The 26,718-nt window shown below is 70.2% G+C and carries 25 protein-coding genes; 12 read left to right on the top strand and 13 right to left on the bottom strand.

Annotation, left to right across the window (positions count from 1 at the left end; translation table 11 throughout):
- The 8 genes from ACFPZ3_RS28580 to ACFPZ3_RS28615 form a co-directional block, all read left to right on the top strand.
- A partial coding sequence (locus ACFPZ3_RS28580; protein ID WP_379517337.1) for a hypothetical protein occupies positions 1 to 722 on the top strand: 722 nt, incomplete at its 5' end.
- Positions 723 to 744: 22 nt separating this feature from the next.
- Positions 745 to 1,590: an amidohydrolase family protein gene (locus tag ACFPZ3_RS28585; protein WP_379517338.1), complete on the top strand. Its 846-nt coding sequence runs from the start codon at positions 745 to 747 to the stop codon at positions 1,588 to 1,590.
- Between the two features lie 34 nt (positions 1,591 to 1,624).
- Entirely contained in the window at positions 1,625 to 2,320 is a 696-nt protein-coding gene (locus ACFPZ3_RS28590; protein WP_379517339.1) for a GntR family transcriptional regulator, read from the top strand.
- Positions 2,321 to 2,346: 26 nt separating this feature from the next.
- Positions 2,347 to 3,921, top strand: a complete 1,575-nt coding sequence (locus ACFPZ3_RS28595; protein WP_379517340.1) for a carboxylesterase/lipase family protein — start codon at positions 2,347 to 2,349, stop codon at positions 3,919 to 3,921.
- An 11-nt stretch (positions 3,922 to 3,932) separates the two neighbouring features.
- The gene (locus tag ACFPZ3_RS28600; RefSeq protein WP_379517341.1) at positions 3,933 to 5,009 is read left to right on the top strand and encodes an ABC transporter substrate-binding protein; all 1,077 of its coding nucleotides are present in this window, start codon (positions 3,933 to 3,935) and stop codon (positions 5,007 to 5,009) included.
- Positions 5,010 to 5,040: 31 nt separating this feature from the next.
- Positions 5,041 to 5,904: an ABC transporter permease gene (locus ACFPZ3_RS28605; protein WP_379517342.1), complete on the top strand. Its 864-nt coding sequence runs from the start codon at positions 5,041 to 5,043 to the stop codon at positions 5,902 to 5,904.
- Between the two features lie 79 nt (positions 5,905 to 5,983).
- Complete coding sequence (locus ACFPZ3_RS28610) at positions 5,984 to 7,870, top strand: hypothetical protein (protein WP_379517343.1); 1,887 nt, start codon at positions 5,984 to 5,986, stop codon at positions 7,868 to 7,870.
- A 117-nt stretch (positions 7,871 to 7,987) separates the two neighbouring features.
- On the top strand, positions 7,988 to 9,145 hold the full coding sequence (locus tag ACFPZ3_RS28615; RefSeq protein ID WP_379517344.1) for an alkaline phosphatase PhoX: 1,158 nt from the start codon (positions 7,988 to 7,990) through the stop codon (positions 9,143 to 9,145).
- Between the two features lie 264 nt (positions 9,146 to 9,409).
- On the opposite strand, the gene ACFPZ3_RS28620 is transcribed toward ACFPZ3_RS28615, so the two are convergent.
- Positions 9,410 to 9,838 (bottom strand): hypothetical protein, encoded by a 429-nt coding sequence (locus ACFPZ3_RS28620; RefSeq protein WP_379517345.1) that lies wholly within the window; start codon positions 9,836 to 9,838, stop codon positions 9,410 to 9,412.
- A gap of 207 nt (positions 9,839 to 10,045) precedes the next feature.
- Here ACFPZ3_RS28620 and ACFPZ3_RS28625 point away from each other — a divergent pair, with 207 nt between their 5' ends.
- Positions 10,046 to 10,708 (top strand): DUF6461 domain-containing protein, encoded by a 663-nt coding sequence (locus ACFPZ3_RS28625; protein WP_379517346.1) that lies wholly within the window; start codon positions 10,046 to 10,048, stop codon positions 10,706 to 10,708.
- A gap of 7 nt (positions 10,709 to 10,715) precedes the next feature.
- Here ACFPZ3_RS28625 and ACFPZ3_RS28630 read toward each other — a convergent pair whose 3' ends face one another.
- The 6 genes from ACFPZ3_RS28630 to ACFPZ3_RS28655 are packed head-to-tail and all read right to left on the bottom strand — an operon-like array spanning position 10,716 to position 15,546.
- The gene (locus ACFPZ3_RS28630; protein WP_379517347.1) at positions 10,716 to 11,702 is read right to left on the bottom strand and encodes an arginase family protein; all 987 of its coding nucleotides are present in this window, start codon (positions 11,700 to 11,702) and stop codon (positions 10,716 to 10,718) included.
- Between the two features lie 31 nt (positions 11,703 to 11,733).
- On the bottom strand, positions 11,734 to 12,375 hold the full coding sequence (locus ACFPZ3_RS28635) for an amino acid ABC transporter permease (protein ID WP_379517348.1): 642 nt from the start codon (positions 12,373 to 12,375) through the stop codon (positions 11,734 to 11,736).
- A 2-nt stretch (positions 12,376 to 12,377) separates the two neighbouring features.
- Positions 12,378 to 13,133: an amino acid ABC transporter permease gene (locus ACFPZ3_RS28640; protein ID WP_379517349.1), complete on the bottom strand. Its 756-nt coding sequence runs from the start codon at positions 13,131 to 13,133 to the stop codon at positions 12,378 to 12,380.
- A gap of 3 nt (positions 13,134 to 13,136) precedes the next feature.
- Complete coding sequence (locus ACFPZ3_RS28645) at positions 13,137 to 13,994, bottom strand: transporter substrate-binding domain-containing protein (RefSeq protein WP_379517350.1); 858 nt, start codon at positions 13,992 to 13,994, stop codon at positions 13,137 to 13,139.
- 18 nt (positions 13,995 to 14,012) lie between these two features.
- The gene (locus ACFPZ3_RS28650; RefSeq protein WP_465263574.1) at positions 14,013 to 14,747 is read right to left on the bottom strand and encodes an amino acid ABC transporter ATP-binding protein; all 735 of its coding nucleotides are present in this window, start codon (positions 14,745 to 14,747) and stop codon (positions 14,013 to 14,015) included.
- On the bottom strand, positions 14,734 to 15,546 hold the full coding sequence (locus tag ACFPZ3_RS28655; RefSeq protein ID WP_379517351.1) for an FCD domain-containing protein: 813 nt from the start codon (positions 15,544 to 15,546) through the stop codon (positions 14,734 to 14,736). The genes ACFPZ3_RS28650 and ACFPZ3_RS28655 overlap by 14 nt, the downstream gene beginning before the upstream one ends.
- A 264-nt stretch (positions 15,547 to 15,810) precedes the next feature.
- Between ACFPZ3_RS28655 and ACFPZ3_RS28660 the strand changes: the two genes are divergently transcribed.
- Positions 15,811 to 16,287 (top strand): hypothetical protein, encoded by a 477-nt coding sequence (locus tag ACFPZ3_RS28660; RefSeq protein ID WP_379517352.1) that lies wholly within the window; start codon positions 15,811 to 15,813, stop codon positions 16,285 to 16,287.
- A 71-nt stretch (positions 16,288 to 16,358) separates the two neighbouring features.
- Here the strand turns inward: ACFPZ3_RS28660 and ACFPZ3_RS28665 are convergent, their stop codons facing one another.
- From ACFPZ3_RS28665 to ACFPZ3_RS28690, 6 genes are read right to left on the bottom strand one after another with little or no spacing between them, the layout of a single operon-like run.
- Positions 16,359 to 16,757, bottom strand: coding sequence for a hypothetical protein (locus ACFPZ3_RS28665; RefSeq protein ID WP_379517353.1), 399 nt, complete (start codon positions 16,755 to 16,757; stop codon positions 16,359 to 16,361).
- Between the two features lie 52 nt (positions 16,758 to 16,809).
- Positions 16,810 to 17,706 (bottom strand): phosphotransferase family protein, encoded by an 897-nt coding sequence (locus ACFPZ3_RS28670; RefSeq protein WP_379517354.1) that lies wholly within the window; start codon positions 17,704 to 17,706, stop codon positions 16,810 to 16,812.
- Positions 17,703 to 21,131 carry a hypothetical protein gene (locus tag ACFPZ3_RS28675; RefSeq protein WP_379517355.1) on the bottom strand — a complete coding sequence of 1,143 codons (3,429 nt, stop codon included), beginning with the start codon at positions 21,129 to 21,131 and terminating at the stop codon, positions 17,703 to 17,705. Before ACFPZ3_RS28675 ends, ACFPZ3_RS28670 begins: the two co-directional genes overlap by 4 nt.
- Positions 21,128 to 21,940 carry a carbohydrate ABC transporter permease gene (locus tag ACFPZ3_RS28680; protein ID WP_379517356.1) on the bottom strand — a complete coding sequence of 271 codons (813 nt, stop codon included), beginning with the start codon at positions 21,938 to 21,940 and terminating at the stop codon, positions 21,128 to 21,130. The genes ACFPZ3_RS28675 and ACFPZ3_RS28680 overlap by 4 nt, the downstream gene beginning before the upstream one ends.
- Entirely contained in the window at positions 21,937 to 22,824 is an 888-nt protein-coding gene (locus ACFPZ3_RS28685; RefSeq protein WP_379517357.1) for a carbohydrate ABC transporter permease, read from the bottom strand. The genes ACFPZ3_RS28680 and ACFPZ3_RS28685 overlap by 4 nt, the downstream gene beginning before the upstream one ends.
- A complete protein-coding gene (locus ACFPZ3_RS28690) occupies positions 22,821 to 24,128 on the bottom strand; it encodes an extracellular solute-binding protein (protein WP_379517358.1) in 1,308 nt (435 codons plus the stop codon). Before ACFPZ3_RS28690 ends, ACFPZ3_RS28685 begins: the two co-directional genes overlap by 4 nt.
- A 189-nt stretch (positions 24,129 to 24,317) precedes the next feature.
- Here ACFPZ3_RS28690 and ACFPZ3_RS28695 point away from each other — a divergent pair, with 189 nt between their 5' ends.
- The gene (locus ACFPZ3_RS28695) at positions 24,318 to 25,055 is read left to right on the top strand and encodes a DeoR/GlpR family DNA-binding transcription regulator (RefSeq protein ID WP_379517359.1); all 738 of its coding nucleotides are present in this window, start codon (positions 24,318 to 24,320) and stop codon (positions 25,053 to 25,055) included.
- 94 nt (positions 25,056 to 25,149) lie between these two features.
- Positions 25,150 to 26,718, top strand: coding sequence for an alkaline phosphatase D family protein (locus ACFPZ3_RS28700; RefSeq protein WP_379517360.1), 1,569 nt, complete (start codon positions 25,150 to 25,152; stop codon positions 26,716 to 26,718).

Here is a 26,718-nt window from a genome sequence, read left to right on the forward strand (position 1 = left end):
GTGAGCAACGTCGATGTGGCAACTCGGCGTGCCGGGACCTGGAGGGACGGCGGGCCGGGGTGCGCGCGTACTCGGTGAGCACCGGCGTGTGGGTGCGCGGTGTCCTGTCGGAGGAGTACGGCGTGGCCACCGAGAAGATCACGTGGGTGGTGGACGACGACGACCACGTCGAGGGCCGCGCCCCCGCGAACGTCGAGCGGGTCACCGACGGGCGCTCCCTGGGCGAGCTGCTGCGCACCGGCGAACTGGACGTCGCGCTCACCGGCAACGCCGGGACCGGACGGGCGGGCCCGCCCCGGGCGAACTGGACGGCGGCCCCCGACGAGGAGAGCGGCGCCGACGGGCCCTATCCGCTCTTCGCCGACGCCGGGGTGCTCAGCGCGGACTGGTATCTGCGTACCGGGATCTATCCGCTGCACTCGCTGATCGTGATCCGCTCCGAGCTGGCCGAACGCGACCCCGGCCTGCCGACGGCGCTGTACGCGGCGCTGGCCGGGAGCAAGCGCCGGCACCTCGCCGCCGACCCCGGCTGGGCCGGGCTCCCGCGCTTCGCCCGCCAGGCGCGGCAGATCGGCGGCGACCCCGTCCCGTACGGCATCGGGCCCAACGAGGCGAGCCTGCGGGCGCTCGTGCGCTTCTCCCGCGACCAGGGCCTGCTCGACCCCGACTTCCCCGCGGACCCGCGGACCTTCTTCGCCGAGGGCGACTACCCGGATGCCTGAGCAGTACCAAGGAGTTGAAAAAGTGAACGTGATCGACACGCACTGCCACGTCATCTCGCAGGACCTGGCCAGGTATCCGCGGGCGCCGCTCGGCGGCAAGCAGTCCGTCTGGGCGCAGTCCCGGCCGGTGAGCGCCGAGGGCATGGCCGCCCGCATGGACGAGGCGGGTGTCGCGCGGGCCGTCCTGGTCCAGGCCACCACGGCGTACGGGTATGACAATTCCTACGTCGTGGACAGCACCCGGCAGCGGCCCGGCCGTTTCGTGGCGGTGGGCACCTTCGACCCCCTGCGGCCGGACGCCGCCTCCGCGCTGGCGGCCGCGATCGACGGCGGCCTGGCCGGGGTGCGGCTGTTCACCAGCGGGAGCACGGTGCCCGTCCAGGGCGAATGGTTCGCCGCTCCCGAGACGTACGCGTTCTGGGAGAAGGCGGGGGAACTGGACGTCACCATCTGCCTCCAGATGCGTCTCGGACCGGCCACCAAGCAGTTGCGGGAGGTGCTGGAGAGGTTCTCCGGCGTGCGGGTGCTCCTCGACCACCTCGGCTACCCCGACATCGCCGCCTCGCCGTCGGCCGCGGGCAAAGAGGTGGCCGACCTCGCCCGGCACGCGAACCTGCACCTCAAGCTCACCCACCGCAACCTGGAGCGGCTGAGCGAGGCGGGCAAGGAGGCGGCCGGATTCCTGGAGCCGGTGATCGAGGCGTTCGGCGCGGGGCGGATCGCCTGGGGGTCGAACTGCCCGGCCGCCGAGCAGACGCTGCCGGAGCTGGTGCGGCTCGCCGAGGAGGTCCTCGCGGACCTGCCGGAGGGCGCCCGGGAGGAGATCTTCGCGGGTACGGCGCGGCGGTTGTACCCGGGCCTGGAATGACCTCGGACACACTCCCGGAGCACAGGGGATCATGGTGAATCTCAGCTCTCACGACCAGGCCGTGGAGCCGGGCAAGGCGTCGCCGACCCGGCACAGCCAGGCCTACGAAGGGCTGCGCTCGCTGCTGCTGTCGGGCAGCATCGAGCCGGGCACGCGGCTCACCGAGGCCGAGCTGACCGGGATGTTCAACGTCTCGCGCAGCACCCTGCGGGCAGTGCTGGTCCAGCTCGCCCAGGAAGGCTACGTCACCAGCGAGGTCAACCGCGGGGTGCGCACCCGCAGCTTCTCGGTCGAAGAGGCGCTGGACATCCTGGAGGCGCGCGAGACCTTGGAGTCCGCCCTGGCCGGCAAGGCCGCGGAGCGGGCCACCGAGGAAGAGATCAGGGAGCTGCGCGGCACGCTGGAGGCGATGGAGGACTGCAAGCGCCGCGGCGACCAGGCCGAATACTCGCGGAGCAACCGCAGGTTCCACCAGCAGATCAAGGAGGCCGCCCACCAGCAGACCCTGGCGCGGGCGTACGACACCCTGCTGTATCCGCTGGTGATGCGCCAGTACCGCAACCTGTCCGCGCACCACCCGCGCGCCGGGTCGCTGGAGGAGCACCAGGCCATTCTCCTGGCCATCGTCACCCGCAACCCCGACGCGGCCGTGGCCGCGATGCGCCACCACGTCGCCTCCGCCCGGCGGGCGCTGCTGCTGCGACACGCCGCCGGCAACGCGGCTGACTGACCGGGAAGGACTTCATGCCTCACCCAGTGGAAACCGAATCGGGGCTGGTGGAGGGCGTGCCGGGGCGGGACCGCTCGGTCACCGTCTTCCGGGGCGTGCCCTACGCCGCTCCCCCTGTCGGGGAGTCGCGGTGGAGGCCGCCGCGGCCGGCGCCGCCCTGGCCCGGGGTACGCAGGGCCGAGACCTTCGGCCCGATGTGCCCGCAGGCGCCGGACGCCGAGGTGGCCGGCCTCGGCCTGCCGATGAGCGAGGACTGCCTGCACCTCAACGTCTGGACGGCCGCGGCCGACGCCGGGGAGGGGCGTCCCGTGCTGGTCTGGATCCACGGCGGCGGCTTCCGTACGGGCACCGGCGCGAGCGCCCGCTACGACGGCGAGAACCTGGCCCGCAGGGGCCTGGTCGTGGTCACCTTCAACTACCGGCTGGGCGCCCTCGGCTTCCTGGCCACGCCCGGGCTGAGCGAGGAGTCCGGGCACCGTGCCTCGGGCAACTACGGGCTGCTCGACTGCGTCGCCGTCCTGCGGTGGGTGCGCCGCAACATCTCCGGCTTCGGCGGCGACCCCGGCCGGGTGACGATCGCCGGGCAGTCCGCCGGCGCCGGGGCCGTGAACTTCCTGGCCATGTCGCCGCTGGCAGAAGGGCTCTTCCAGCGGGCCGTCGCGCAGAGCCACGCCCGCCACAGCCGTGATCCGGAGCTGCGCTACCTGGCCACCTCGTACCGGACCCTGGCCGAGGCCGAACTCGCCGGCGCCCGCTACGCCCAGGAGCGCGACGCTCCGTCGCCGGACCTGCTGCGGTCGCTGCCCTGGCAGCGGCTGGTGGACGGGGACGCCGACGTGGACGGCGCGGTGGAGACCGGCGGGCCGGCCAAGCCGCCGCTGTTCCGCCCGGTCGTGGACGGCTGGGCGATCCCCGCGGGCTACGAGGAGACCTACGCCAAGGGGCTGCAGAACGACGTCCGCTACCTCGCGGGCAACAACCTCGACGAGAGCGGCGCGGTCCCGGAGAGCACCTTCGCCGCCCACCGCGCGGCCGGGACGAAGACGTGGCGGCCGGGCATGCCTCCGGTCCACGTGACCCTGGACGGCTACCTCGCCGCGGCGCGCCGCAAATTCGGCGCCATGGCCGGGGAGTTCCTGGGGTTGTACCCGGCGAGCACGGACGACGAGGCGGCCAGGGCGCACTGCGCGGCGGTGCGCGACAACGCCCGCGTCTCCACCTTCCTCTGGGCCGCGGACTGGAGCAGGCACGTCCGCGCCCCTGTCCACACCTACTACTGGACCCACGCCTCGCCGGCGCGGGGCCAGGATCCCCGGCGCGCCTCACACGGCTCGGAGATCGAGTTCGTGTTCGGCAACCTCGGCGGCGGAGACGAGTGGGACGGCGACGACCGCCGCATCGCGGAGATCATGTCCGCCTACTGGGCCAACTTCGCCACCACGGGGGACCCCAACGGCCCGGGACTGCCGCGCTGGCCGGCGTACTCGCCGGACTCGGCCGCGGTGATGGAACTCGGCGACGGCTTCGGGCCGATCCCGGTGGCGGATCCCGCCCGGCTCAAGTTCTGGAAGCGCTTCTTCGGTACGGAGGAAGCATGGTGACAGGAGTAGACATGGCACACCACATCACGGACGGCGGCAGCCGCGCATCGGCGACCCGGCGGGGTTTACGAGCCGTGGCGCTCGCGACCACCCTGACCTTGGGCGCCACCATGACCGCCGCGTGCGGCGAATCCGCGTCCGGCCAGGACGGCCTGATCACGGTCACGATCGGCAGCGGCGACAACATCTTCGACCTGCCGATGAAGGTGGCCGAGGCCAACGGCTACTTCCGCAAGCAGGGCCTGCGGCCAACGTTCGTGTCGGTGAACGCCTCGACCGGCCCGGCGGCCCTGGAGTCGGGCTCGGTGCAGTTCCTCAACTCCAGCCCGACCGGTTTCCTGTCCGCTCTGGCCAAAGGCGTACCGGAGATCACCATCGCCGCGGACGGGCTCGGCAACCCGCTCGGCATCGTCGTCAGCAAGAAGTTCGCCGACGCCAAGCAGTTGTCCGCCACCACCCCTCCCGACCAGGTGGCCAAGGCGCTGGAGGGCTCCATCAGCGGGGCCAGCTCGGCCAACACCAAGGCGCAGGCGAGCTCGTTCCTCAAGGTCCGCGGCGTCGATCCCGCCAAGGTGAAGTGGGTGTCGCTGCCGAGCCCGGCCGCGAACAAGGCGGCGCTCAACAGCGCCCAGATCGACTGGTTCATCACCTCCGAGCCGACGCCGCTGTCCATCCAGGACGCCGGTGAGGGCGTCGTCGTGGCGGACCCGCTGCGGGTCCCCGAATGGTCCGCCGAGCAGTCCGGGTACGGCGAGCTGATCGTGGTGCGCAAGGACTACGCCGAGAAGAACCCCGAGATCGCCAAGAAGTTCGTCGCCGCGGTCCAGGAGGCCACGGCGTACATGAACACCCACGTAGACGACCCCGCGCTGCTGCAGGTGGTGATGAAGGCGATGCCGGGCGTCAAGGGCCCGGTGCTGCAGGCCAGCCTGAAGCACGCCGGCTGGCCGACGAGCGCCGCGATGAACGAGGCGGAGTGGAAGAAGACCCTGGACTTCGTCAACGGGCTCGGCGTGCTGCCCAAGGTGATGACCGTGACCGCGAACGACTGGACCAACGCGTACGTGCCGTCCGGCGGCGGGGCGTGATCCGGCCTGCAAGGACGGAAAGGAGCGGAACATGGTGGCTGCCACCGACAGACCCGTGCGGAAGAAGACCGAGGTCGCCGTCGCGACCAGGCGGAGGAGCGAGCGGTGGCAGGGCCCCGTCACCCTGGTGGTGCTGCGTCTCGCGGTGGTCGCGGTCGCGCTGCTCCTCTGGCAGGTGCTGAGCGGCCCGGTCCTGCCCGAGTACGCGGTCAGCAAGCCCACCGAGGTCGCGCAGGCCCTGGTCAAGCTGCTCGGTTCGGCGGCCGGGTGGATCGACATCCGGGCGACGGTGATCGAGGTGGCGGCCGGGTTCTCCATCGGCGTCGTGCTCGGCGCCGTGATCGGCCTGCTGCTGGGCTCCTTCCCGGTGGCGGGCCGGGTGCTGGAGCCCCTCGTCGCGGCCTTCAACGGCATCCCCAAGATCGCCCTGGCGCCGCTCTTCCTGCTGTTCTTCGGCATCGGCATCTGGTCGAAGATCACCATCGCCGTCATCGGCCCGGCCTTCGTCATGTTCTACAACATCTATCTCGGCCTGCGCCTGCGGGAACGCGAGCTGATGGAGATCGTCCAGGTGATGGGCGGCCGTAAACACCATCTGCTGACGTACGTGACGATCCCCACGCTCGCCGCGCCGTTCTTCGCCGCGCTCAAGACCGGCGGGCCGCTGGCCATTCTCGGCGTCATCGGCGCCGAGTTCATCGCCTCCACAGAAGGGCTGGGTCACGGGCTCTTCACCGCCGCCATGAACCTCGACGCCGCGACCGAGTTCGCCGGTCTGATCGTCCTCGTCATCATGACGCTGACCCTGAACGGGTTCCTGTCCTGGCTGGACAAGCTGGCGCTGAGACGCCTCGGCCTCCTCACCCGCCGCCGCCCGGCGGAGGAGCGTCCCTGACGCGCTTTCCGGCGTAGACACCGACGGCGGAACACCAGCCGTCCGAGCAGAAAGAGCTGGTACAACCATGGAATCTGGTATGAGGCGCCGAGCCTTTCTGGCGGCCGGCGCGGCCGCCGTCGGCACCGCCCTGCTGCCCGCTCCCTTCGCCGTGGCGGCGGCCGGGGCCGGCAAAAGGGGCGTGCTGCTGATGAACCGGATCGGCCCGTCGTCGTCGAATCTCTACATCTCCAACATCGACGGTTCGAACGAGCGCCAGCTGCTGGGAACCGGGGCGTTCGACTATCACGCCGGCCTCTCCGCCGACGGCCAGTCGGTGGTCTTCACCACCGAACGCACCGGCGATGGCAACTCCTGCCTCTACCGGGCCCGCATCGACGGAACGAACATCCAGCCCCTGGTGTCCGGCCCGGCCATGAACGACTGCGGCGTCCTGTCGCCGGACGGGACCAAGCTGGCCTTCGTCTCCACCCGCGGGGACCACAAGGCCCACATCTGGGTGCTCGACCTGCGTACCGGCAGGCTGAAGAACCTGACCGACAGCCCGGCGGTGGCCGGCGATCCCAACGGTCCCGACGGCCATTTCCGCCCGTCCTGGTCGCCGGACGGCCAGTGGATCGCCTTCTCCAGCGACCGCGACACGGTCTGGCGGGGGCACAACGACGGCAAGGGCTGGGAGCACACGCAGGAGCTCAGCATCTACATCATCCGGCCGGACGGCACGGGCTTCCGCGAGGTCGCCTCCAAGGAGGGCTACTGCCTCGGCTCGCCGAAGTGGTCGCCGGACAGCCGCCGGATCGTCTTCTACGAGATCACCACAGAGGGGACCTGGGGCGCCCATCGCCCGGAGGCCGCCGGGACGGTCGAATCCCAGATCGTCTCGGTCGACGTCGCGACGGGCGACCGCGTCGAGCACACCTCCGGCGCCGGCCTGAAGGTCTCGCCCCAGTTCTTAAGCGGCACCGAGATCGGCTACCTCGTCAAGGGCGTGCCCACCGGGACCCTGGCCTATACCTCGGGCACGCTGCCGGCCATCACGAAGCCCTGGCTGCGCTCACCGGTCTGGTCGCCGGATGGAAAGTCGGTGATCTACCAGAAGGTCGGCTTCACCGTGCGTACGCTCGACCAGCCGCTCTACAGCTGGGACTCGGACTGGGAGTACCGCTTCTGCGACGTGTTCCCCGTCCTGTCCCGGCAGGGCCGCCTGGCGATCACGGAGAAGCAGCTCGGCACCTCCTCGATCGTCACCATGCGCCCCGACGGCTCGGATCGGCGGGTCGTCTTCGACACCGCCGGGAAGGGCCTGGACCCGGTCCTGGTCCAGAAGGGCCTGGCCGGCGCGTTCCGGCCCGCGTGGTCGCCGGACGGCGCCTGGATCGCCTTCGGCCTGGGCGGCTGGTTCCAGGAACGCGCGGTGCACACGGCCGTGGTGGCGCGGGTGCGCAGCGACGGCTCCACGTGGGAGGCGCTCACGGACGGCACGACCAACGCCGGCTTCCCGAGTTATTCGGCCGACGGCAACGAGATCGTCTTTCGCGTGTGGGGCGCGCAGGACAAGGGCCTGCGCATCCTCAACCTCACGACCGGAGTGACGCGCGTGCTCACCAGCGAGTACGACAATCTGCCCGACTGGTCCCCGGACGGCAAGCGCATCCTGTTCACCCGCAAGACGAGCGCGACCAACTTCGACGTGTGCACCATCCGCCCCGACGGCGGCGACTTACGGCGCCTGACCAGCAGCGGCTCGAACGAAGGCCACGCCGTCTGGAACCACGACGGGCGCATTCTCTACAACAGCGGCATGTACGGCTTCCGCGCCGAAGCGGCGCTGTACGACAACACCTTCCAGCCCTACGGCCAGATCTTCAGCATGAAGGCGGACGGCTCCGACAAGAAAATGCTGACCGACAGCCAGTGGGAGGATTCCATGCCGCTCTATCTCCCGCAGAGCGTCTTCTCCCTCTGATGTGCGGAGCACCGGAATGTGATCCGGCGCACTGTGTTTGTTAACTTTTCTGACATGCGGGCGTCTTCCTGGCCGACTTACCGTCAGCCAGGCCGTCCCCTCTCAGGAGGTTCCGTCATGGAGCGTCGTCATTTCCTGCGTGCTTCGGTGCTCGGCGCGAGCACGATCGCCTTCTCCGGCAGTCTCTGGCAGGGCGCGGCGCTGGCCGCGCCCGCTCAGAACGCCCCCGGCCCCTACGGCTCGTTACAGGCCGCCGACGCCAACGGCATCCAACTCCCGGCCGGCTTCACCAGCCAGGTGGTCGCCCGCTCCGGCCAGGCCGTCCCCGGCACGTCGTACACCTGGCACAACGCCCCCGACGGAGGCGCGTGCTTCGCCGACGGCAGCGGCTGGATCTACGTCTCCAACTCCGAGATCAACCCCGGCGGCGGCGCGTCGGCCGTCCGGTTCGGCTCCGGTGGGAGCGTCACCTCGGCCTACCGGATCCTGTCCGGCACCCGGACGAACTGCGCCGGCGGGAAGACGCCCTGGAACACGTGGTTGTCGTGCGAGGAGGTCAGCCTGGGCTACGTCTACGAGACCTACCCGTTCGGCGGCACGGCCGTGCGGCGGCCCGCGATGGGGCGGTTCAAGCACGAGGCGGCCGCCGCCGACCCCGTACGACAGGTGATCTACCTCACCGAGGACGAGACCAACGGGCGTCTCTACCGCTTCATCCCCGCGACGTGGGGCGACCTGTCCTCCGGCACCCTGCAGGTCCTGATGGCGGGAACCGCCACCTCCGGCACGTTCACCTGGGCGAACGTACCGGACCCTGACGGGTCGCCGACCGCGACGAGGAGTCAGGTGTCCGGTTCGAAGTCGTTCAACGGCGGCGAGGGCTGCCACTACGCCGACGACACGGTGTGGTTCACCACGAAGGGCGACAACCGCGTCTGGCAGCTCAACCTGACCGCCGGCACCTACGAACTCGCCTACGACGACAACCTCGTCAGCCCCGGCACCGCGCCGCTCACGGGCGTCGACAACGTCACCGGATCCGCCTCCGGCGACCTCTACATCGCCGAGGACGGCGGCAACATGGAGATCTGCCTGATCACCCGCGATGACAGGATCTCCCCGTTCCTGCGGATCAACGGCCAGAGCTCGTCGGAGATCACCGGGCCGGCCTTCAACCCCGCCGGCGACCGGCTGTACTTCTCCTCCCAGCGCGGCACCTCGGGATCGTCCTCCGGTGGCATCACCTACTGCGTCACCGGCCCGTTCCACACCTGACCCTGACGGTCACGCCGCGAGGTTCGCCGCGACGGGCACGTTCTGGTGCACGACGTGCCGTTGTTCGCGACATAACCGGCGGCCGATGGGTCCACTGGCCGCCGCCGGGGCGCTCATGCCGCTCAACCACGGCGGAGCACCGGGATTCCCTCTCGGGCGCCTTCGACGATGCCGTGACAACGAGGAGGGGCCGCCCCCGTCATCCGACAGGGAACGGCCCCATGGCACGACCCGCCCGCCAGCGGTCGGCACTCCTCGCGGAGGCTACTCCAGCTCGTCCGGCCACCACCACTCGCCGTGCTCTTCCTTCACCGGCTCTTCCTTCACCGGCGGCTCGGGCTTGACCGGCGCGGGCCTGACGACCTCGGGCCTGACGTTCTCGCGACGACGGTGGTCGAAGCGGTGACGCTTGTTGTCGTTATGGGAGCGGTTGTGGATGAAGACGTCGATGTTCGGAGGGCGATGGTGCGGCATGCGCAGAATCGGCTTCTCCCTCGGGACATATCTCGGCTTATACACATGCTTGACCGGCGCTGGCGCAGACGGCGGGCCCCCGGCCTGGACGGTGGAGTAGCCCGCGCTCGCGCTGGCCACCCCCACTCCCAGGGGAAGGAACATGACGGCGGCGGCGGCACCGGCCATGGCCAGTGCCGCGAACCGCCCATAACGCGGCTGCCGAATATTTGTATTCACGTGCTCTCGTTTCCGTTCCTGGATGTATCGGCCAGAATCCGGCACCCACGCTTCTGGCGGGCACCCAGACGGAAACAGACGTACCCATGCAGATGTTCTCAGTTACCTCCTTAAACCCAAACAACCCGTCAAAGCCCACAGATCTCACTGGACAACAGGGCACACAACGGACCGTTCTCGTCAGTACCGCCTGCCACCATGATCCCCATGACGACAACCGATCCCCTGGCCCCGTTCGAGTGGCTCAACCTGCCAGAGGGCCAGGGCGGCGGCCCCCTGGGCGTGATCTTCAGCGTGGCCTTCCTCCGCGGGCTCGACCCGGTGGAGGTGGTGCGCCGCTTCAGCCGCGGCGCGGACTCCGGTCAGGAGTCCGACTTCGACGGGCTCCACGACAGGGCCCTCGAGTTCGTCCAGGAGACCGACGGCGGGGCCGGCGGCGGCCACGTGGGCGTCCTCCAGGCCGGCGAGTGGTGCGTGGCCATCGAGCCCTTCGGCTGGATGGTCACGGACCACGAGGTGGTGACCGAGCTGTCGCGAGGTTGCGAGATGCTGGCGGTCACCCGGCACGACTACGCCGCCGAGCACAGCCTCGAATACGCCATCGACGGCACGGCCGTCATGGGCTACCGGCTGCGGCACCCGTACGACCGTTACGGCCACGACCCCGACCGGCTCAACGGCTTCATGCGGGAGCTGGGCATGGGGCTGGACCAGCCGGAGGACGACGCCGGGTGGGAGAGCGCCTGGGAGGACAACCACCGCACCGCCGTGCCCAGGGGCTTCGCCCTGGCGGCCAGGGTCACCGGGGTGCCGTTCACGCCGGGCCTGCTCGACCGCACGATGCTCGTGGGACCCATCGCCCACAGTTGAGATCGGCTCAGGCCGGCAGGCGGCCCTTGCGGCTCAGGTAGCCGGTGTTCTCCACCGCCCGCGCCATCGTCTCGATGGCGAGCTGGGCGCCGAGCTGCGAGGTGACGTTGGAGGGGATGTCGAGCATGGGGTTGATCTCCACGACGTCGAATCCGACGAGCTCGTGCTCCTTGACGATGGCGAAGATCGTCTGGCGGAGCTCCTCGTACGACATGCCGTCCGCCTCCGCCGAGGCGCACCCGGGCACCAGCGGCATGTCGAGCACGTCGATGTCCACGCTCACATACACCTTGGCGCCCTTGGGCAGGGTCGAGAGCACGTTGTCGATGCCCGCCCTGCGGTAGCCCTTCATCGTGAAGACGTCGTTGCCGTTGGCGCGGCTCTCGGCCAGGTCGGCCTGGGCCGCGCGCATGCCACGGCTGCCGATCTGGACGATCTTCTCCACGTTCGGGAGCTTGCCGATCTTCAGCATGGGGCTGCCGTTGCCGTACTCCGCGCCGTGGATGAACGGCCGGTAGTCGAGGTGGGCGTCGAAGTGCACCACGCAGACCGATTCCTCGTAGGCCCGCACCACGCCGTAGGTGACCGAGTGCTCACCGCCGAGCACGATCGGGACGGCCCCCGCCTCCAGGATCTGCGCGGTGCTGTGGGTGATGTTCTTGAAGGTCTGCTCGGGGTTGGAGTAGATGATGTCGACGTCGCCGCAGTCCACGATCCGCTCGTTGGCGGTCTCGTACTCGAGGAAGCGACGGTCCTCCTCGATGTCGAAGTAGCCGGAGCTCGCCTGCATCCTGCCGTATCCGGCGTACCGCACCGACTGCTCCCTGATCGCCCGCGGCGCCATCCGCGCGCCCGGGTACCACGGAGAGCCCTCGTCGTTGGGCACACCGAGGATGGCCAGGTCGGCGTCCAGCTGGGACAGGTCGGTGACGACGGGCGAGCGCTGGAAGGTCGGGATGCCGACGAAGGGCAGGTTGAGCCGTAGCTCCGACATATTTCTTGATCCTTCTCTCTCTTTGGTGATTTCAGGTGTCCAGCCGCAGCTCAAGACGGCGAGCGACGCGGCTGAGTCCGTAGTTGACGAGGAAGTAGCAGACGGCGGCGAAGCCGAGCACCGCGAACGGCTGGGTGAGCAGGCGGGAGTTGGTGACCTCGACCCGGTGGAAGAACTCGAAGACACCGATGATCGAGACCAGGGACGTGTCCTTGACCAGCTTGATGAACTCCGAGACCACGGCGGGCGCCATGCGCCGCAGGGCCTGCGGGAGCACGACGTGCCGCAACGTGCTGGCGTGGCCCAGGCCGGAGGCGCGCGCGGCCTCCCACTGGCCGCTCGGCACCGAGCCGATGCCCGCACGGACGATCTCCGCCAGATAGGCGCTGGTGAAGACGCCGAGCGCCACCACCCCGGCCCAGAACGGGCTGAGGTCGAGGCCGAGGTCGGCGAGCACGAAGTAGCAGTAGAGGATGAAGACGATCAGCGGGGCGCTGCGGATGAGGTGGATGTAGGCGATCGCGGGCCACCGCGCGACCCGGGTACGCGCCGAGCCCATCGCGCCGAACAACACGCCCAGCACCGCGCTCAGCACGATGGCCAGCGCCGCCAGTTTCGCCGTCTCCCACAGTCCGGCCACCATGAACGGCAGGTTGTCGAAGATCGCACCCATGCTCAGGCCTCCAATGCGGGTACGCGGGCGACCGCTCCGCTGCCGGGCCGTATCCTGGCCAGCAGGCCGCGCACGATCAGGGCGAGCAGCGCCGACTCGGCCAGGCAGATCACCACGAAGATGGCCAGCACCGCCGTGTACGCCTCGAACGCGGCGAAGGTGGCCGACTCGATCTGCTGGGCCTGGAACACCAGGTCGGTGACGCCGATGGCCATCACCACCGAGGTGTTCTTGGTGGCGCTGACGTACTGGTTGCCGATGGCCGGGAAGGCCAGGGTGAAGGCCTGCGGCAGCACCACCGCGCGCATCGCCGCCCAGTAGCCGAGACCGGAGGCGCGGGCCGCCTCCATCTGGCCCTTGGGCACCGACTGGATGCCGCTGCGCAGCGCCTCGGCCACGTAGGCGGAGGTGTAGACGGTGAGGCCGAGCACGCCGGCGAGGAACTGGTTGGTGTACACCGGGTTCAGCGGCGCGGCCAGCGAGCGTACGAACTGCAGGCTGAACATGCCGAAGCTCCAGAAGACGAGCTGCACGAGCAGCGGCACGTTGCGGAAGAACTCGACGTAGGCCGTCAGCAGCCACCGCAGCGGCTTGAGCCCGGGCGCCGCCGACACCCGGCCGAGCGCCACCAGCGTGCCGACCACCGTCGAACCCACGATGGCGAACACGGCGAGCTGCACACTCACCCAGGCGCCGTGCAGCAGGAAGCTCCTGCCGGGCTCATCGAGCACCACGGACCAGCTCAGGTCGTTGAACATGGCTCACGACCCCACGGGAAGAACGCGGATCTTGAACGGCTCCGGCAGCACGCCACGCCACCATCTGGTGTAGATCCGGTCATAGGTGCCGTCGTCCGCCATGCCCATCAGGGCGGCGTTGACCTCGTCACGCAGCGCCGCGTCGCCCTGGCGGAAACCGATGGCCAGCGGCCCCTGCGCGATGCCCGGACTGACGATCTTGACGTTCTCCCCCGACTTCTTCGCGGTCGCCTGCAGCCCGGTCAGAATCCCGACCGTGGTGCTGAGCGCGTCGGCGTCGCCGCGCAGCAACGACTGGAGCGCGGTGGGCCAGGACTGGAAGCTGAGGATCTTCGCTCCCGGCGCCTTCGCGCGCAGCACGCTCTCCTCCGTCGAGCCCTGGACCAGCGCCACGGTCTTGCCGTCGAGTTGGCTGACGCTCGTCAGCTTGGAGTCGCCGCGGACCATGAGCCGCTGGTCGTCCTCGAAGTACGGCTCGGAGAAGTCGATCGCCTTGTCCCTGGCGCGGGTCGCGATCATCGTCGCCATGATCGCGTCGATCTTGCCGCTGTCCAGGTTGGCCACCCTGTTCTTGGGGTTGACCTCGACGAACGTGGCCTTGACGCCGATCCGGCGGGCCAGTTCCCCGGCCAGGTCGATCTCGAAGCCCTCGGGCTCCGTCCTGCCTTGGCTGATCGATCCGAACGGCGGGGTGTCGAACTTGACCCCGAACACGATCTCGCCGCGTTTCTTGATCTTCTCCATCGAGTTGACGCCCGTTCCGCCCTTGGTGGCGGCGACCGGTGCCAGCCCGGCTCTCGGGCGGTCACCGCACGCGGCGACCAGGAACAACGTGAGCACCAGGCAGATGACCCTCTTCATGCCTGTGGCACCTCCATGTCAGATATGGGTGACCCGGCGGAGGAAACCCTGGGCTCTCTCGGTCGCGGGATTGCTGAAGAATTCGGCGGGTTCGGCGCTCTCCACGATGCGGCCGCCGTCCATGAAGACCACGCGGTCGGCGACCTTGCGCGCGAAGCCCATCTCGTGGGTGACCACGACCATGGTCATCCCGCTTCCGGCCAGGTCGATCATGACGTCGAGGACCTCCTGGATCATCTCCGGGTCCAGCGCGCTGGTCGGCTCGTCGAAGAGCATGATCGCGGGGTTCATGGCGAGCGCCCTGGCGATGGCCACGCGCTGCTGCTGGCCGCCGGAGAGCTGCGCGGGCAGGCTGTCGGCCTTCTCCGGTATCCCCACGCGCGTCAGCAGCTCCAGCGCCCGTGACCGGGCCTGCTCGCGGGAGAACTTCTTCACCTTGACGGGGGCGAGCATGATGTTCTGCGCCACCGTCATGTGGGGGTAGAGGTTGAAATGCTGGAAGACGAAGCCCACCTCGCTGCGCAGGGCGTTGAGGTCCGTCGACTTGTGGTGCGGGTCGTGGCCGTTGACCGTGATCTTCCCGCCCGAGACGTCCTCGAGTGCGTTGACGCAGCGCAGCAGCGTGCTCTTGCCGGAGCCCGACGGGCCGAGGAGCACCACCACCTCGCCTTCCGACACGGCGAGGTCGATGCCGTTCAGCACCTCGAGCTCTCCGTACGACTTACGCACGCCGGTGAACTCAATGATCGGCATCCGCTTCACCCTTCGCTGTTGTCGTGTCCGGCATGCCCCAGGTGAGCAGCCGTTCGACGATGGGCGCCGTCTCCTCGGTGAGGAAGCGGCCGGCCTCGCCGAGCAGCCGGTCCAGGTGGTCGCGCATCGCGCGCTCGGCCGCCTCCGGGTCGGCGGCGGCTATCGCGTCGGCGATCGCCTGGTGCTCCGCCACCGTCTCCCCGCCGGAGCGATGCGAGTCGAGGACCACGTCGAGCGCCGCTTCGAGGCGGTCGAGCGCGGGATCGAGGACGACGTCGAGCATGGCCCGCACGATGGGGTTGCGGGTGCAGGCTGCCACCCTGCGGTGGAAGTTCAGTGAGATGTCCCTGGGCACGTCGTACGCGTTGCCGTAGTGCCGCCGGTGCTGACCGATCAGGCGCTCCAGCGCCTCGGCGGTGGCGGGCTCGTTCGCGAGCGCGGCGTCCCTGGCGCCCTCTGGCTCCACCGCCCGCCGGGCGCGCAGCAGGTGAATGAGGCCCTCCGACGTACGGATCTCGGTGCCCCGCAGGAACTGGCTGGCCGTGGCCCTGCCGCGCAGCACCACGGCCACGTGCTGGCGGCCGGCGGGGGTGAGCAGGCGGCCCTTCATGCCCGCCGCCACGGTCAGCCCGCGCCGGTCCAGCAGCCGCAGGCGCCTGGCGACCGTGGCCTCACTGACGTCGAGCCCGCCGGAGAGGCTGCCGGACAGCCGGATCGCCTGCAGGATCTGCCGTGCGCCCAGCGGCTCTGGGGCGCCGGCGAGCACCTCGAGGATGGCGTCGGTAGAGCGCTCCTCCACAACCACCCCTCACATTTGTCCCGATATGTACAAGTTTCGACCACTTTATGCTGTTCGAATGGGAATCAGTCAAATGCGACGGACGTCCGTCATGGGTTACGGACGCGAATCAATCCCGTAAAGAGGATGTTGCGTAGCTCCAGGTCGCGAGATCGACTTCATGTCGTCCATGCCGGGATTCGACCACGGTGAACAGGCGGGCCATCGGCGTGCGTACCTGGTTACGGCTACTCGGCCGGCGCCGGGTCCAGAAAGTTGCGCGAGATGAACCTGCTGCGAATCATCGTGGCGTCCTGCCTGACCCTCGTGGGCGTGAGCCTGGCCGCGCTCACGATCCTCACCCCCGCTTCGAGCGGCACCACGACTCCCCACCGGCACCACGCTCCGCCCGCCGAGCCTCCACCCGCCGAGCCTCTGCCCGGGCCTCCACCCGCCGAGTCACTGCCCGTGGCCGGGCTCGACGTCATCCTCGCCGCCATCGGGTGCGAGCGGCCGGCGGTTCAGGTCGAGGCGGCGGAGCTCCACGAGGTGTCCTGCCGGTTGGCCGCGGGCCGGTACACCGTCATGACCTTCACCACGCGGGCGGGCGAGGACGCGTGGCTGGGCGAGGCCGAGTCCTACGGCGGTACGTACCTGGTCGGCGACGGGTGGGCCGTCGTCGCCGCCTCGAATCTGCTGTCCGGGCTGCTTCCCCGGCTCGGCGGCCGCATCGAGGGCCGCATCGAGGACCACCGCCACTGACGACCCGCGGCCAGGAAGGGCACTTCAGCCGAAGGCCCTTCGCGAGCGACCGCGCAGGGCCTTCGGCGCACCTACCGGAAACGCCCGGCGGCGTCCCCAGACCTCCGGTTGCCCGTGCGACGGCGGCGGGAGATGCCGTAGAGCCCGCCGGCCAGGGAGATGCCGGTGATGGCGATGAGCCGGATCACGTCGGAGCCGCCGGTCACGACGAGCTCTCCGGCCGGGGGAATGAGGAAGCCGGTGGCCAGCGCCCAGGCCGAGAGGCCGGTCACCGCGGCGGCGCGCAGGTCGGCCGCGACCACGGCGTACAGGCATCCGGCCAGCCCCATGACGGCGAACCGGGTCTCGAACTGGGTGGCCGGAATCAGCAGGGCGGTGATCGCGCACGCGGCGACCGCCACGAAGAACCCCATTCCGATCAGGATCTCGGTGGGGCGGGGGCTGTTGGGAGTGGGGCTGCGGAGGAACATGATTCCCCATTCAAGGGTGGGACGCTTCCCAGGGCAAGGGCCGCCCGGTCGTTCACGGTCGGCGAGAGTGCGACATGAACCGCTCCGCGAGGTCGAGCGTCCTGCGACGAACGCGGGCGATCCCCAGATCGTCGTTGAACGCGGCGAAGGGCGGCCACAGGTGGACGAAGACGCCCAGTTCCTCGGCCAGCAGAGCGCGCTGAAGCGTGCGGCGTTCGCACGACCGGCCGTCCAGGTACGCGTCGATCAGCGCCGGGGGCACGCTCACGCCTTCCGTTGCGGCGCGTACACCGAGGAAGGCCAGGTCGGAGCCGGGCCGGCCGATGCCGGCCGACTGCCAGTCGCAGAAGGCCGGCGAGCCGGCGGAGTGCGGGAGGTTGCCCACGTGGCAGTCGCCGTGGGTGAAGACCGGCGGCAGCGCGTTGATGTCCTGCGCCAGTTCGTGGCCGCGGGCGAGAAGTTCGGGGAGCCCGGGGAGCGTGGGCGCCCAGAAGGCGGTGATCCGGTCCACGTCCGGGTCGGCGAGAGCCGCCTCCAGCGCGTCGGGCCGGTTCCATTCGGCGCCCTCAGGTAACGGCATGGTGTGCAGGCGGGCCAGTTCGCGGCCCAGGTCCGCCCACATGCGCTCCGTCCACGCCGGGGCCGCCCGGGTCTCGCCCACCGGCTCCAGGAGCGCGGCCACCCCGTCCTCGTCGTCCCGGTGGTCGAGCAGCCTTGGGGTGCGTACCGGAGTGATCGGCGCGAGGTCCTGGTAGAAGCGCAGTTCGCGCCGGGCCTGGGCGATCGCCTGCGCACCTGACGTGGCGGCGGTGACCTTGAGGTAGGCGGCCTTTCCGCCGATCGTGCGTACGGGGTGCACGCCGGCGCCGGAACGGGACTCCATCGGTGTGACCTGCTCCTGGCAGGTCAACCGCCATTCGTCCAGCACCGAGGTCAGGAAAATCGTCATGCTCCAGTACACAACCGCACAGGACCGAACAGGCCCGTGCTGCGCTGGCCGGCGAAGACGAAGTGTGTCGGGCTGACCTCGTCGAGGTAGGGCCCCAGGGTCCCGAGCACGAGGATGTCGAGCACATTGCTCCCCTCCTCAAGCCGCACGTCGAACGTGTACGGCGAGCACACCCGGACCCCGCAGGGCCGCCCGTTCACCGTCACCTCCGCCGTCCCCCTGACCCGGCCCAGATCGAGCACCCCCGGACCCTCGTGGGCGGTCACCGTCGTGCGGTAGCGCACGCCCCCGCTGTACCCGGCCAGGCCCTGCTCCTCCCAGTCCCCCAGCCGCATCCGCCCCGGCCCGCAGGTGAACCGGACGGGCCCGGGGAACGCCGGGGTGACGGCCCGCAGCTCCACGACGCCCGACCGGCCGGGCTCGAAGCCGCTCACCTCGACGCCGGGGGGCGGCTCGATGCCGGTCGCCCCCGGAGGCACGTCCAGGTGGAACCGTTCGAGCGTCGGGCGGGCGCCCGGCACGGCGAACGTGGCGGGCAGGGCGGCCGGGCGGCCGTCGAGCCAGCCCGCCTCCGGCAGGGGATGGGGCCGGGGGCGCAGGTAGAGGGCGGCCGGGTCGCCGTGCTGGCGGCGGCGTACCCGGGGGCGCGACGGCCAGCCGGGCCCCGAGACGGCCAGGCCGTCCACCAGCACCCAGCCGTCGGATTCGATGCTGATCGTGTTGTCGCCCGCGCGCAGCAGAGGAGTGACGTCGTAGCGGCGCACCCGCGGGATGTCCGCCTCCGCGTACGGGTCGAAGCCGCCCTGCCTGCCCACCTCGACGCCGTTGACCAGCACCCGGCAGGCCGCGGTGGAGGCGACCTGCAACGGCTCACTGGGCTCCGCCAAAGCGACCTCGCGGGGCTCCGCCACCCGCACGACGGTCTCCAGCGGCGTGCCCGCGATCCACTCAGGACGGACGGCGTCGGCCGGGTCGGCCACCAGGCAGAGGTAGGCCCGCAGCTCCAGCTCCTCCTCCGGCACCAGCGCCAGCTCCAGCAGGTAGTCACCTGGCGGGACCGGCGAGCCGGTGACGGCGGCGTACCCGGCGTCGTCCAGCGGCAGGCTCACCCCGTCCAGCCACAGGGTCTTGGCCGCCCCGGCTCCGACGCTCAGCCAGGCGTCCCGGCCGGGCGGCACGGTGAGCACGGTACGGAAGCGCGCCTCGGCCCCCGCCCCGACCCGGCCGAACGCGAGGAACTCCATCGGCACGTGCCCCTTGGGCCCCAGCGTCTCCCGATGGATCGGATCCTTGAGCAGGCCCCGCGACACCGACCACACCGAGGGCGTCCACGGGCCGTCACCGACCCGCTGCTCCCCTCGCGGCCCGAACGTCACGTGCGCCGCCTCCCCGTCCGGCCTGCGCAATGTCCAGCATTCGACGCCCGCCCCGCCGCCGAAGTCGGACCACGTGTCGTCCAGGGTCGGCACGAGCTCGACATCCCACTCGTCGCCGAGATCGGCCTCCACGGGGTACACGGGCCGCGGCGGCGCGGGCTCGACGTCGGTGCCGTCGAACACCAGCAGCGCGGCGGGCCCGTCGTCGAACGGCACGACGACCTCCACGGCGTCCCCGTGGCGGGTGTGCGGCAGCGGTGTGAGCCCCCCGTCGCCGAAGAGGCGGGCCAGCCGCGGGGTCCCCGAGACCCCTCGTACGGTGATCCGCATGTCGCGGGCGTACCTGCCGGGGTCGAAGTCGATGACCGCGTCCAGCCAGCCGAGCTCCACGCCGCGCTCCTCCGGCCTGCCCACGCCGACCCGGCTGGCCATGGGGAAGGCGGCGGTCAGGAACACCAGCGTGGTCTCTCCGTCCTCGCGCACCAGCGCGGGCACCGGAGCCTCGACCCGCCGGGGCAGCCCGGCCAGCGCCTCGCCCAGGTGCTCCGGCGATTCCACGTGGGAGGCCAGGCCGCGCAGGGGCTCCGGGAGCGCGCCGACGGCGACGAGCAGGCCGCCGTCCGCGGCGAACTCGGCGAGCCTGGCGGCGACGTCCTCGTCGAGGGTCGTGACGGACGGCAGGACGATCGCACGGTACGCCTCGGTGGACACGGCCAGCCGCCCGTCCCCGACGGCGGCCCGCCGTACCGAATCCTCGTCGATCACGTCGGCGTCGAGGCAGAGGCGGTCGAGCGCGCCGGGAACCGTGGCGAACCAGGCCATGTCGCCCACGATCTCGCGGTAGACCTCCTGCGCCCGATTGGCCTCGGTGCTCACCGTGCTCACCGTGTCCAGCGCCGTACCGGCCTGGGCGGTGGCGGTGGGCAGCAGCACCGCGACGTCACAGGCGTGACGCCCCAGCGACAGGGCGGCGCACAGGCGCGTGACGGCGTCGGCGAAGACGCGGTGGTGCCGCCAGTACGGCTGACGCCAGTCGGTCGACGGCGGCGCCCACTCCCACCAGCCGCGTCTGGTGGTGTAGTAGACCGCGTGCGGGTTGTACAGCGTGGCTCCGGCACGCAGCCAGGGCAGCAGCCAGTCGAACGTCTCCTCCAGGGTGCCGCCCCAGCCGCTGGAGTGGAACGCCTCGATCCAGGTGCGCGGGCGGCCGTACAGGTGGGCCAGGGAGGCGTGCAGGCGGGCGTCGCCGTGGTGGTCGGAGCCAGGGGCGCCGAACCAGCGGTGGGTGCGCGCGTAGTCGGCGTACAGTTGCACGCCCTCGACCGGGTGCCCGGCGCGGGCGGGGTCCTGCTGGTCGCAGCCGTTCAGCAGGCCGTGGCGTTCGTGCCACTCGGCCAGGGGGCGGAAGAACGCCTCCTCGGCCAGGTCGGCGCGGGTGCGCTGGTACGCCTGCCAGTCCGGGTCGCCGAGGGAGAACGGCCTGCCCCACCGGGCCTCGTACCGGGCGGCGAAGTGAGCCGACCAGGTGGGCAGCGTCGGCAGCTCGTCCTGGAACGACCCGGCGATCACCCGGCCGAACCAGTGCCCGACCCGCCGCTCGAACTCGCCGTGCACCCGGTCCAGCAGCACCGCGCACGCCTCGGCCGACAGGTAGTCGAAGCCGCGCCGCGTGATGGTCCCGTCGGGGGCCAGCCATTGACCGGCGAACTCCGGACGTTCCACCACGAGACGGGCCTGCAGGTCGGCGCCGGAGAAGCCGAGCTGGTCGTAGAACCACAGGTACGCGCCCAGCTCATAGGCGTCGGCGCAGACCCCGTCGAGCAGCTCCCACCACGCCTCCGACAGGAACGGCGGGTCGTCGGCGTCGGCCCCGAACGTCGGCCCCGACGGGGCCAGGTTCAGGATGACGAGGTTGCGCACTCCCCCGGCGACCAGGCGTTCGAGCTGCCAGCGCAGCCGGTCGCGGCGCAGCGGCTCGCCGCTCCACCACCAGATGGCCGCCGGGGAGAAGGCCCGGGGCGGCTCGCGGAGCACCTCGTGGACGTTCATCCCTTGAGACCGCTGGAGAAGCCCTTGATGACGTAGCGCTGCAGGGCCAGGAAGACCACCACGATCGGCAGCGCGCCGAGCACCAGGCCGGCGAAGACGAGGCCGTGCTGGGAGACGTACTGGCCGACGTAGGCGAAGACGCTGACCGGGACCGTCTCGAAGCCGGAGCCGCCGAGGTAGACCAGCGGGGTGAAGAAGTCGTTCCAGATGAAGACGGCGTTGAGGATCAGCACCGTGCCGGTGATCGGGCGCAGCAGCGGGAACACGACGCGGGTGAACGCCACGAAGTGCGTGGCGCCGTCGATCTGGGCGGCGCTGGCGTAGTCGGCGGGCAGCGCCCGGATGAAGCCGGTGTAGAGGAAGACGGTGAACGGGAGCTGGATGCCGGTGTAGAAGAGGATCATCCCGGCGTGCGTGCCGATCAGCCCGAGATCGGTCACCAGCTGGTAAAGCGGGATCATGCCGAGCTGGAACGGCAGCACGATGCCCAGCAGGAACAGGATGTACAGGCCGTACCCGAGGCGGGTCTTCACCCTGGCCAGGTAGTAGGCGGCGAACGAGCCGAGCGCGATCAGCGCGACGAGGCTGATCACCGTGATGACCGTGCTGTTCACCAGGGACGGCCCGAGCGCCGCCGCCGACCAGGCACTGCCGAAGTTGCCGAGCGTGGGCGGGTTCGGCAGCGCGAGCGGTGTCTGCGAGATCTGCGCCGGATCCTTCAGCGACAACGAGATCAGCGTGTACACGGGGAACAGGAACGCCACCGCCGCCGCGATCATGACGATCTCCAGCAGGAACGTCCTTCTCACGCGGTCACCTCCCGGCCGCGCAGGTAGGAGACCTGCACGAAGGAGACGGCGGCCACGAACAGTGCCAGCACCAGGGCGATCGCGGTGCTGTAGCCGAACTTGCCGAACACGAACGCCTGCTTGTAGAGCACTGTGGACAACGTCTCCGTGGCGTAGCCGGGGCCGCCGTTCGTGGCGGCGAAGACCTGGTCGAACAGCTTGAGGCCGCCGATCGTGGACAACATCAGGTTGATCGTCACGGCGGGGGCGAGCAGCGGCCAGGTGACGTAGCGGAAGCGCTGCCAGGTGCCCGCGCCGTCGATCATCGCGGCCTCGTGCAGCTCCTTCGGCACGCCTTCGAGCCCGGCCAGGAAGATGACCATGGAGTATCCGGCGTACTGCCACACCACCATGCCCGCGATCGACCACAGCGCCACGGACGGATCGCCGAGCCAGTCCACCTCCAGGCCGAGCAGCCCGTTGAGGCCCGCGGAGGGGTCGGGGTTGTAGATGTACTTCCACAGGAACGCCACCATGACCGGGCTGACCACGACCGGCGCGAAGAAGATCACGCGCAGCAGCGCCCTGCTCTTCAGCTTGGCGTGCACGCCGAGCGCCAGCAGCAGCCCGACGCCGTTCTGCACGGCCACGATGGCCACGGTGAGCAGCAGCGTGTTGCCGATCGAGCCCATGGCCTGCTCGTCGCCCAGCAGCGTGCCGAAGTTGGCCAGGCCGACGAAGGACATGTCCTTGCCGATCCCGCTCCAGTCCGTGAAGGCGTAGACCACGCCGCTGAGCGCGGGGTAGAGCACCACCAGTGCGTAGACCACGAGGGCGGGCGCGGCGAACAGCCAGGGTGGTGTGGCGGCGTTGAAACGCCGCCACGCGGCGGTCGGGCGGCTCACTTCTTGTACGCCTCGTCCATCTTCTTCAATGCCTCGTCGATCGTGGAGTCCCCGGCCAGCAGTTCCTGGACGACCGCGAAGTGGACCGGCTGCACCTCGGCGTTGGGCCAGCGCTGGTCCATGAACGGCACCGCCCGGTCCTTGGTGAACGGCAGGAACGACTGCACGGCCGGGTCGATGGCCGAGGAGGCGTCCTGGGTGAGCGGGATGGCGGCGATCGCCTTGGCCCAGGCGTTGATGTTCTCCTGCTTGCCGAGGAAGTCGACGAACGCCTTCGCCTCCTCGGCGTTCTTGCCCTTGGCGCTCGCGCCGAGCCCGACGACGACACCGGCGGGGATCCACACGGAGGCGGCGTCGTCGGCGCCGGGCACCGGGAACATCGACAGGTCGTCAGGTGAGGAGGCGGCCTTGCGGAAGTCCGGCAGCACCGCCGACACCTGGACGGCCATGGCGGCCTTGCCGGTGGCCACCATGGAGGTCTGCTGCTCGAACGTGGTGCCGTTCGGCTTGTCGTTGAAGAAGCCGCGTTTCTGCAGCTCCAGGTACATCTCCATGGCCTGGCGCCAGCCGGACTGGGCGAAGCTGGTCTGCCCGGCGAGCTGCTTGTCGTCGAACCCAGGGTCCTTGGCGTAGACGGTCGAGGGCACCAGCGCGTACGTGATGAGCTGGGTGACCCACGGCGTCTGCGCGCCCAGCGCGATCGGCACCACCCCGGCCTTCTTCAGCTTGTCGCAGACCGCGAGGAACTCGCTCCAGGTGGTCGGAGGCGCGTCCACGCCCGCCTTCTCGAAGACCTTCTTGTTGTAGACCGCCCCGATGACCGACGAGCCCGCCGAGTACATGTACGTCTTGCCCTCGACCTGGAAGGCGGGCTTGAACCCCTCCGGGATGGTCTTCGTCCACGCCTGGGCGGACAGGTCGGCCAGCAGCCCGGCCCCGGCGATCTGGGACATGGACATGGCGCTTCCGTTGCCCGGGTAGACCACGTGCAGGTCGGGAGCGTTCCCGGCGCCGAGCTGGGTGCGCAGCGAGGTCTGCACCTGGTCGGTGGGGGCGTAGGAGGCGGTGAGCCGGACCGATGGTTTGGCCTTCTGGTAGGCGGCGAGCAGCTCGTCCATCGGCGCCTTCTGGTCGGCCACGCCGACGAACTTCAGCTCCGTCGCGACGGACTTGCCGTCGCCCGTCGCCGTGGTGGTCTCGGGCCTGGTGGAACAGGCGGTGGCGGCCGCCGCTGCGGCGAGGCCGCCCATCAGACGCAGGAACTGGCCGCGACTCACTCTGGCTTCGCGCAGCAGGTCAGTCATGCCCCATGCTCCCTCCATGCAAATTGATTGTTAATTTAACAACCAATCTTGTTAAAAGCGACGGTGGAGGGAGAGTATGAGTCGCCCAAGATGGGTGTCAAGGGTAAGATTCGCAGCCGTTCCGAGAGGGTGAAGATCTAGTTGAATCCCCGGCAGCACACCTCCAGCAGGTCGGCTCGATGGCACGGCATGGCCGAGCACATCGTGCGTCAGGGCTCCGCCTCGGTGACCGAGCTGGCCGAGAGCTTCGGCATCAGCGTGATGACCGTCCACCGCGACCTCGACGAGCTCGAACGCCAGGGCATGGTGCGCAAGGTCCGCGGCGGCGCCACCGCCCAGGCCAGCAACGTGTGGGAGAGCAACATCGCCTACCGGCTCAAGGCCCACACCGCCGAGAAGGACGCGATCGCCCGGCTGGTGGCGGGGCTGATCGAGCCGGGCAGCTCGGTCATGCTCGACGACTCGACGACGGCGCTGGCCGTGGCCAGGCACCTGGACGAGCTGGCCCCGCTGACCGTGGTGACGAACTTCCTGGAGAACATCAGGCTGCTGGCCGGCCACGCCAGCATCAGGCTCATCGCGCTCGGCGGCGAATACCACCCCTCCCACGACTCCTTCCTCGGGCTCGGCTGCGTGGACGCGGTCGAGGCGGTGAGCACCGACGTGGTCGTGGTCTCCACCTCGGCCGTCTCCGAGAAGTACGCCTTCCACCAGGAGCAGGAGATCGTGCTGGTCAAGCGGGCGATGCTGCGCTCGGGAGCCCGCCGCGTGCTGGCCGTCGACGGGTCCAAGCTGGCCAGGGTGGCGCTGCACCGGGTGGCCCCGCTCGACGACTTCGACGTCGTCGTGGTCGACGCCAACGCCCCCGCCGATCTGCTCCAGCGGCTGCGCGACCACCATGGGAACGTTCAGGTCGCTCAGTTGTAACGCCCGAACGCGTTGTTTCTAACTTGCTTATTGTTAAAAGCACCACCTGCTTGCTACAAAGTGAGGGCTTTCGCCCCCCAGCTTTGGGAGCAGCATGAACGGTCCCTCACGCCGATCCTTCCTCGGACTCGGCGGCAGCGCTCTCGCCATGGCCTTCACCACCGGCCTGGCCGATCCATGGACCGCCCAGGCGAGTGTGAAGGGTGACTACCCCTTCCAGCTCGGCGTCGCCTCGGGTGATCCACTGCACGACCGGGTGATCCTCTGGACCCGGCTCGCCGTCAGGCCGCTGGAGCCGCTCGGCGGGCTGCCGTACAACAAGATCAAGGTTGACTGGGAGATCGCGGAGGACGAGGCGTTCACGCGGCGCGCCCGGCACGGCTCCGCCTGGGCCTCCCCCGAGTACGGCCACTCCGTCCACGTGGACGCCAAGGGCCTGCGGCCCGGCCGCGACTACTTCTACCGCTTCCGCACCGGCGGCCAGGTCAGCCCGGTCGGCCGCACCAGGACCGCGCCCGCGCCGGACAGCAGCCCCGAGGCGCTGCGGCTGGCCTTCGCCTCGTGCGCGCTGTGGCAGGACGGCTTCTACAGCGCCTACCGCCACCTCGCCGACGAGACGCCCGACGTGGTGTTCCACCTCGGGGACTACATCTACGAGTACGGCATCGTGCCCACCGGCGGGCTGCGGAACACGCCCGTGCCCGAGCAGTTCCGCGTGCAGTGCGACACCCTCGACCGCTTCCGCGTCCAGTACGGCCTCTACAAGAGCGACCCCGACCTGCAGGCCGCCCACCACCGGGCGCCGTGGATCGTCACCTGGGACGACCACGAGGTGCTCGACAACTGGGCGGGCACGCACGGCCCCGGCGGCGAGGTGAGCGAGCAGGACTACATGGTGATCCGCGCCAACGCCTTCCGCGCCTTCTGGGAGAACCTGCCCGTCAGGGTGCCCGCCGTCGAAGGCCCGGACGCCCGGATCTACCGCAGGTTCGCCTTCGGCGACCTCGCCGAGTTCAACGTGCTCGACACCCGGCAGTACCGCGACGACCAGGTCTGCGGTGACGGCCAGCAGGTGGACTGCGCCGACCGCCTCGACCCGGCCAGGCAGATGCTCGGCGCCGAGCAGGAGAAGTGGCTGCTGGACGGCCTGGGCGAGTCCCGCGCCAAGTGGAACGTGCTGGCCCAGCAGGTCGCCATGATGCAGCTCGACTACGACCCTGGCCCCGCGCAGAAGCTCAGCATGGACCTCTGGGACGGCTACAAGGCCGCCAAGGACCGCGTGCTCAACGGCATGACCGACCGCCAGGTCAGCAACCCCGTGGTGCTGACCGGCGACATCCACTACAACCTGGCGGGCGAGCTGAAGCCGAACTTCGACGACCCGGCCTCGCGCACGGTCGGCGTGGAGTTCGTCGGCACCTCCGTCAGCAGCGGCGGCAACGGCAGCCCGACCACGGGCCTGCCACCGGGCGGCACCGACCCGGCCAACCCGCACCTCAAATTCTCCAGCTACCAGCGCGGCTACGTCTCCTGCGAGGTCACCCGGAGCCAGTGGCGGGCCGACTTCAAGGTCGTCCCGTACGTGGACCGCCCCGGCGCCCCGGTCTCCACCAGGGCCAGCCTCGTCACCCTCGACGGCGCCCCCGGCCTGCACGCGCTCTAG

Source organism: Nonomuraea insulae (assembly GCF_042656245.1).

Coding starts and splice junctions, on each gene's coding strand:
- ACFPZ3_RS28670 (WP_379517354.1), bottom strand. CDS start 17,706: ATGACGATTTTCCTGACCTCGGTGCTGGACGAATGGCGGTTGACCTGC.
- ACFPZ3_RS28625 (WP_379517346.1), top strand. CDS start 10,046: ATGACGACAACCGATCCCCTGGCCCCGTTCGAGTGGCTCAACCTGCCA.
- ACFPZ3_RS28650 (WP_465263574.1), bottom strand. CDS start 14,747: ATGCCGATCATTGAGTTCACCGGCGTGCGTAAGTCGTACGGAGAGCTC.
- ACFPZ3_RS28645 (WP_379517350.1), bottom strand. CDS start 13,994: ATGAAGAGGGTCATCTGCCTGGTGCTCACGTTGTTCCTGGTCGCCGCG.
- ACFPZ3_RS28640 (WP_379517349.1), bottom strand. CDS start 13,133: ATGTTCAACGACCTGAGCTGGTCCGTGGTGCTCGATGAGCCCGGCAGG.
- ACFPZ3_RS28690 (WP_379517358.1), bottom strand. CDS start 24,128: ATGACTGACCTGCTGCGCGAAGCCAGAGTGAGTCGCGGCCAGTTCCTG.
- ACFPZ3_RS28600 (WP_379517341.1), top strand. CDS start 3,933: ATGGCACACCACATCACGGACGGCGGCAGCCGCGCATCGGCGACCCGG.
- ACFPZ3_RS28665 (WP_379517353.1), bottom strand. CDS start 16,757: ATGTTCCTCCGCAGCCCCACTCCCAACAGCCCCCGCCCCACCGAGATC.
- ACFPZ3_RS28695 (WP_379517359.1), top strand. CDS start 24,318: ATGGCCGAGCACATCGTGCGTCAGGGCTCCGCCTCGGTGACCGAGCTG.
- ACFPZ3_RS28700 (WP_379517360.1), top strand. CDS start 25,150: ATGAACGGTCCCTCACGCCGATCCTTCCTCGGACTCGGCGGCAGCGCT.
- ACFPZ3_RS28615 (WP_379517344.1), top strand. CDS start 7,988: ATGGAGCGTCGTCATTTCCTGCGTGCTTCGGTGCTCGGCGCGAGCACG.
- ACFPZ3_RS28660 (WP_379517352.1), top strand. CDS start 15,811: ATGAACCTGCTGCGAATCATCGTGGCGTCCTGCCTGACCCTCGTGGGC.
- ACFPZ3_RS28635 (WP_379517348.1), bottom strand. CDS start 12,375: ATGGGTGCGATCTTCGACAACCTGCCGTTCATGGTGGCCGGACTGTGG.
- ACFPZ3_RS28630 (WP_379517347.1), bottom strand. CDS start 11,702: ATGTCGGAGCTACGGCTCAACCTGCCCTTCGTCGGCATCCCGACCTTC.
- ACFPZ3_RS28605 (WP_379517342.1), top strand. CDS start 5,041: ATGGTGGCTGCCACCGACAGACCCGTGCGGAAGAAGACCGAGGTCGCC.
- ACFPZ3_RS28675 (WP_379517355.1), bottom strand. CDS start 21,131: ATGAACGTCCACGAGGTGCTCCGCGAGCCGCCCCGGGCCTTCTCCCCG.
- ACFPZ3_RS28610 (WP_379517343.1), top strand. CDS start 5,984: ATGAGGCGCCGAGCCTTTCTGGCGGCCGGCGCGGCCGCCGTCGGCACC.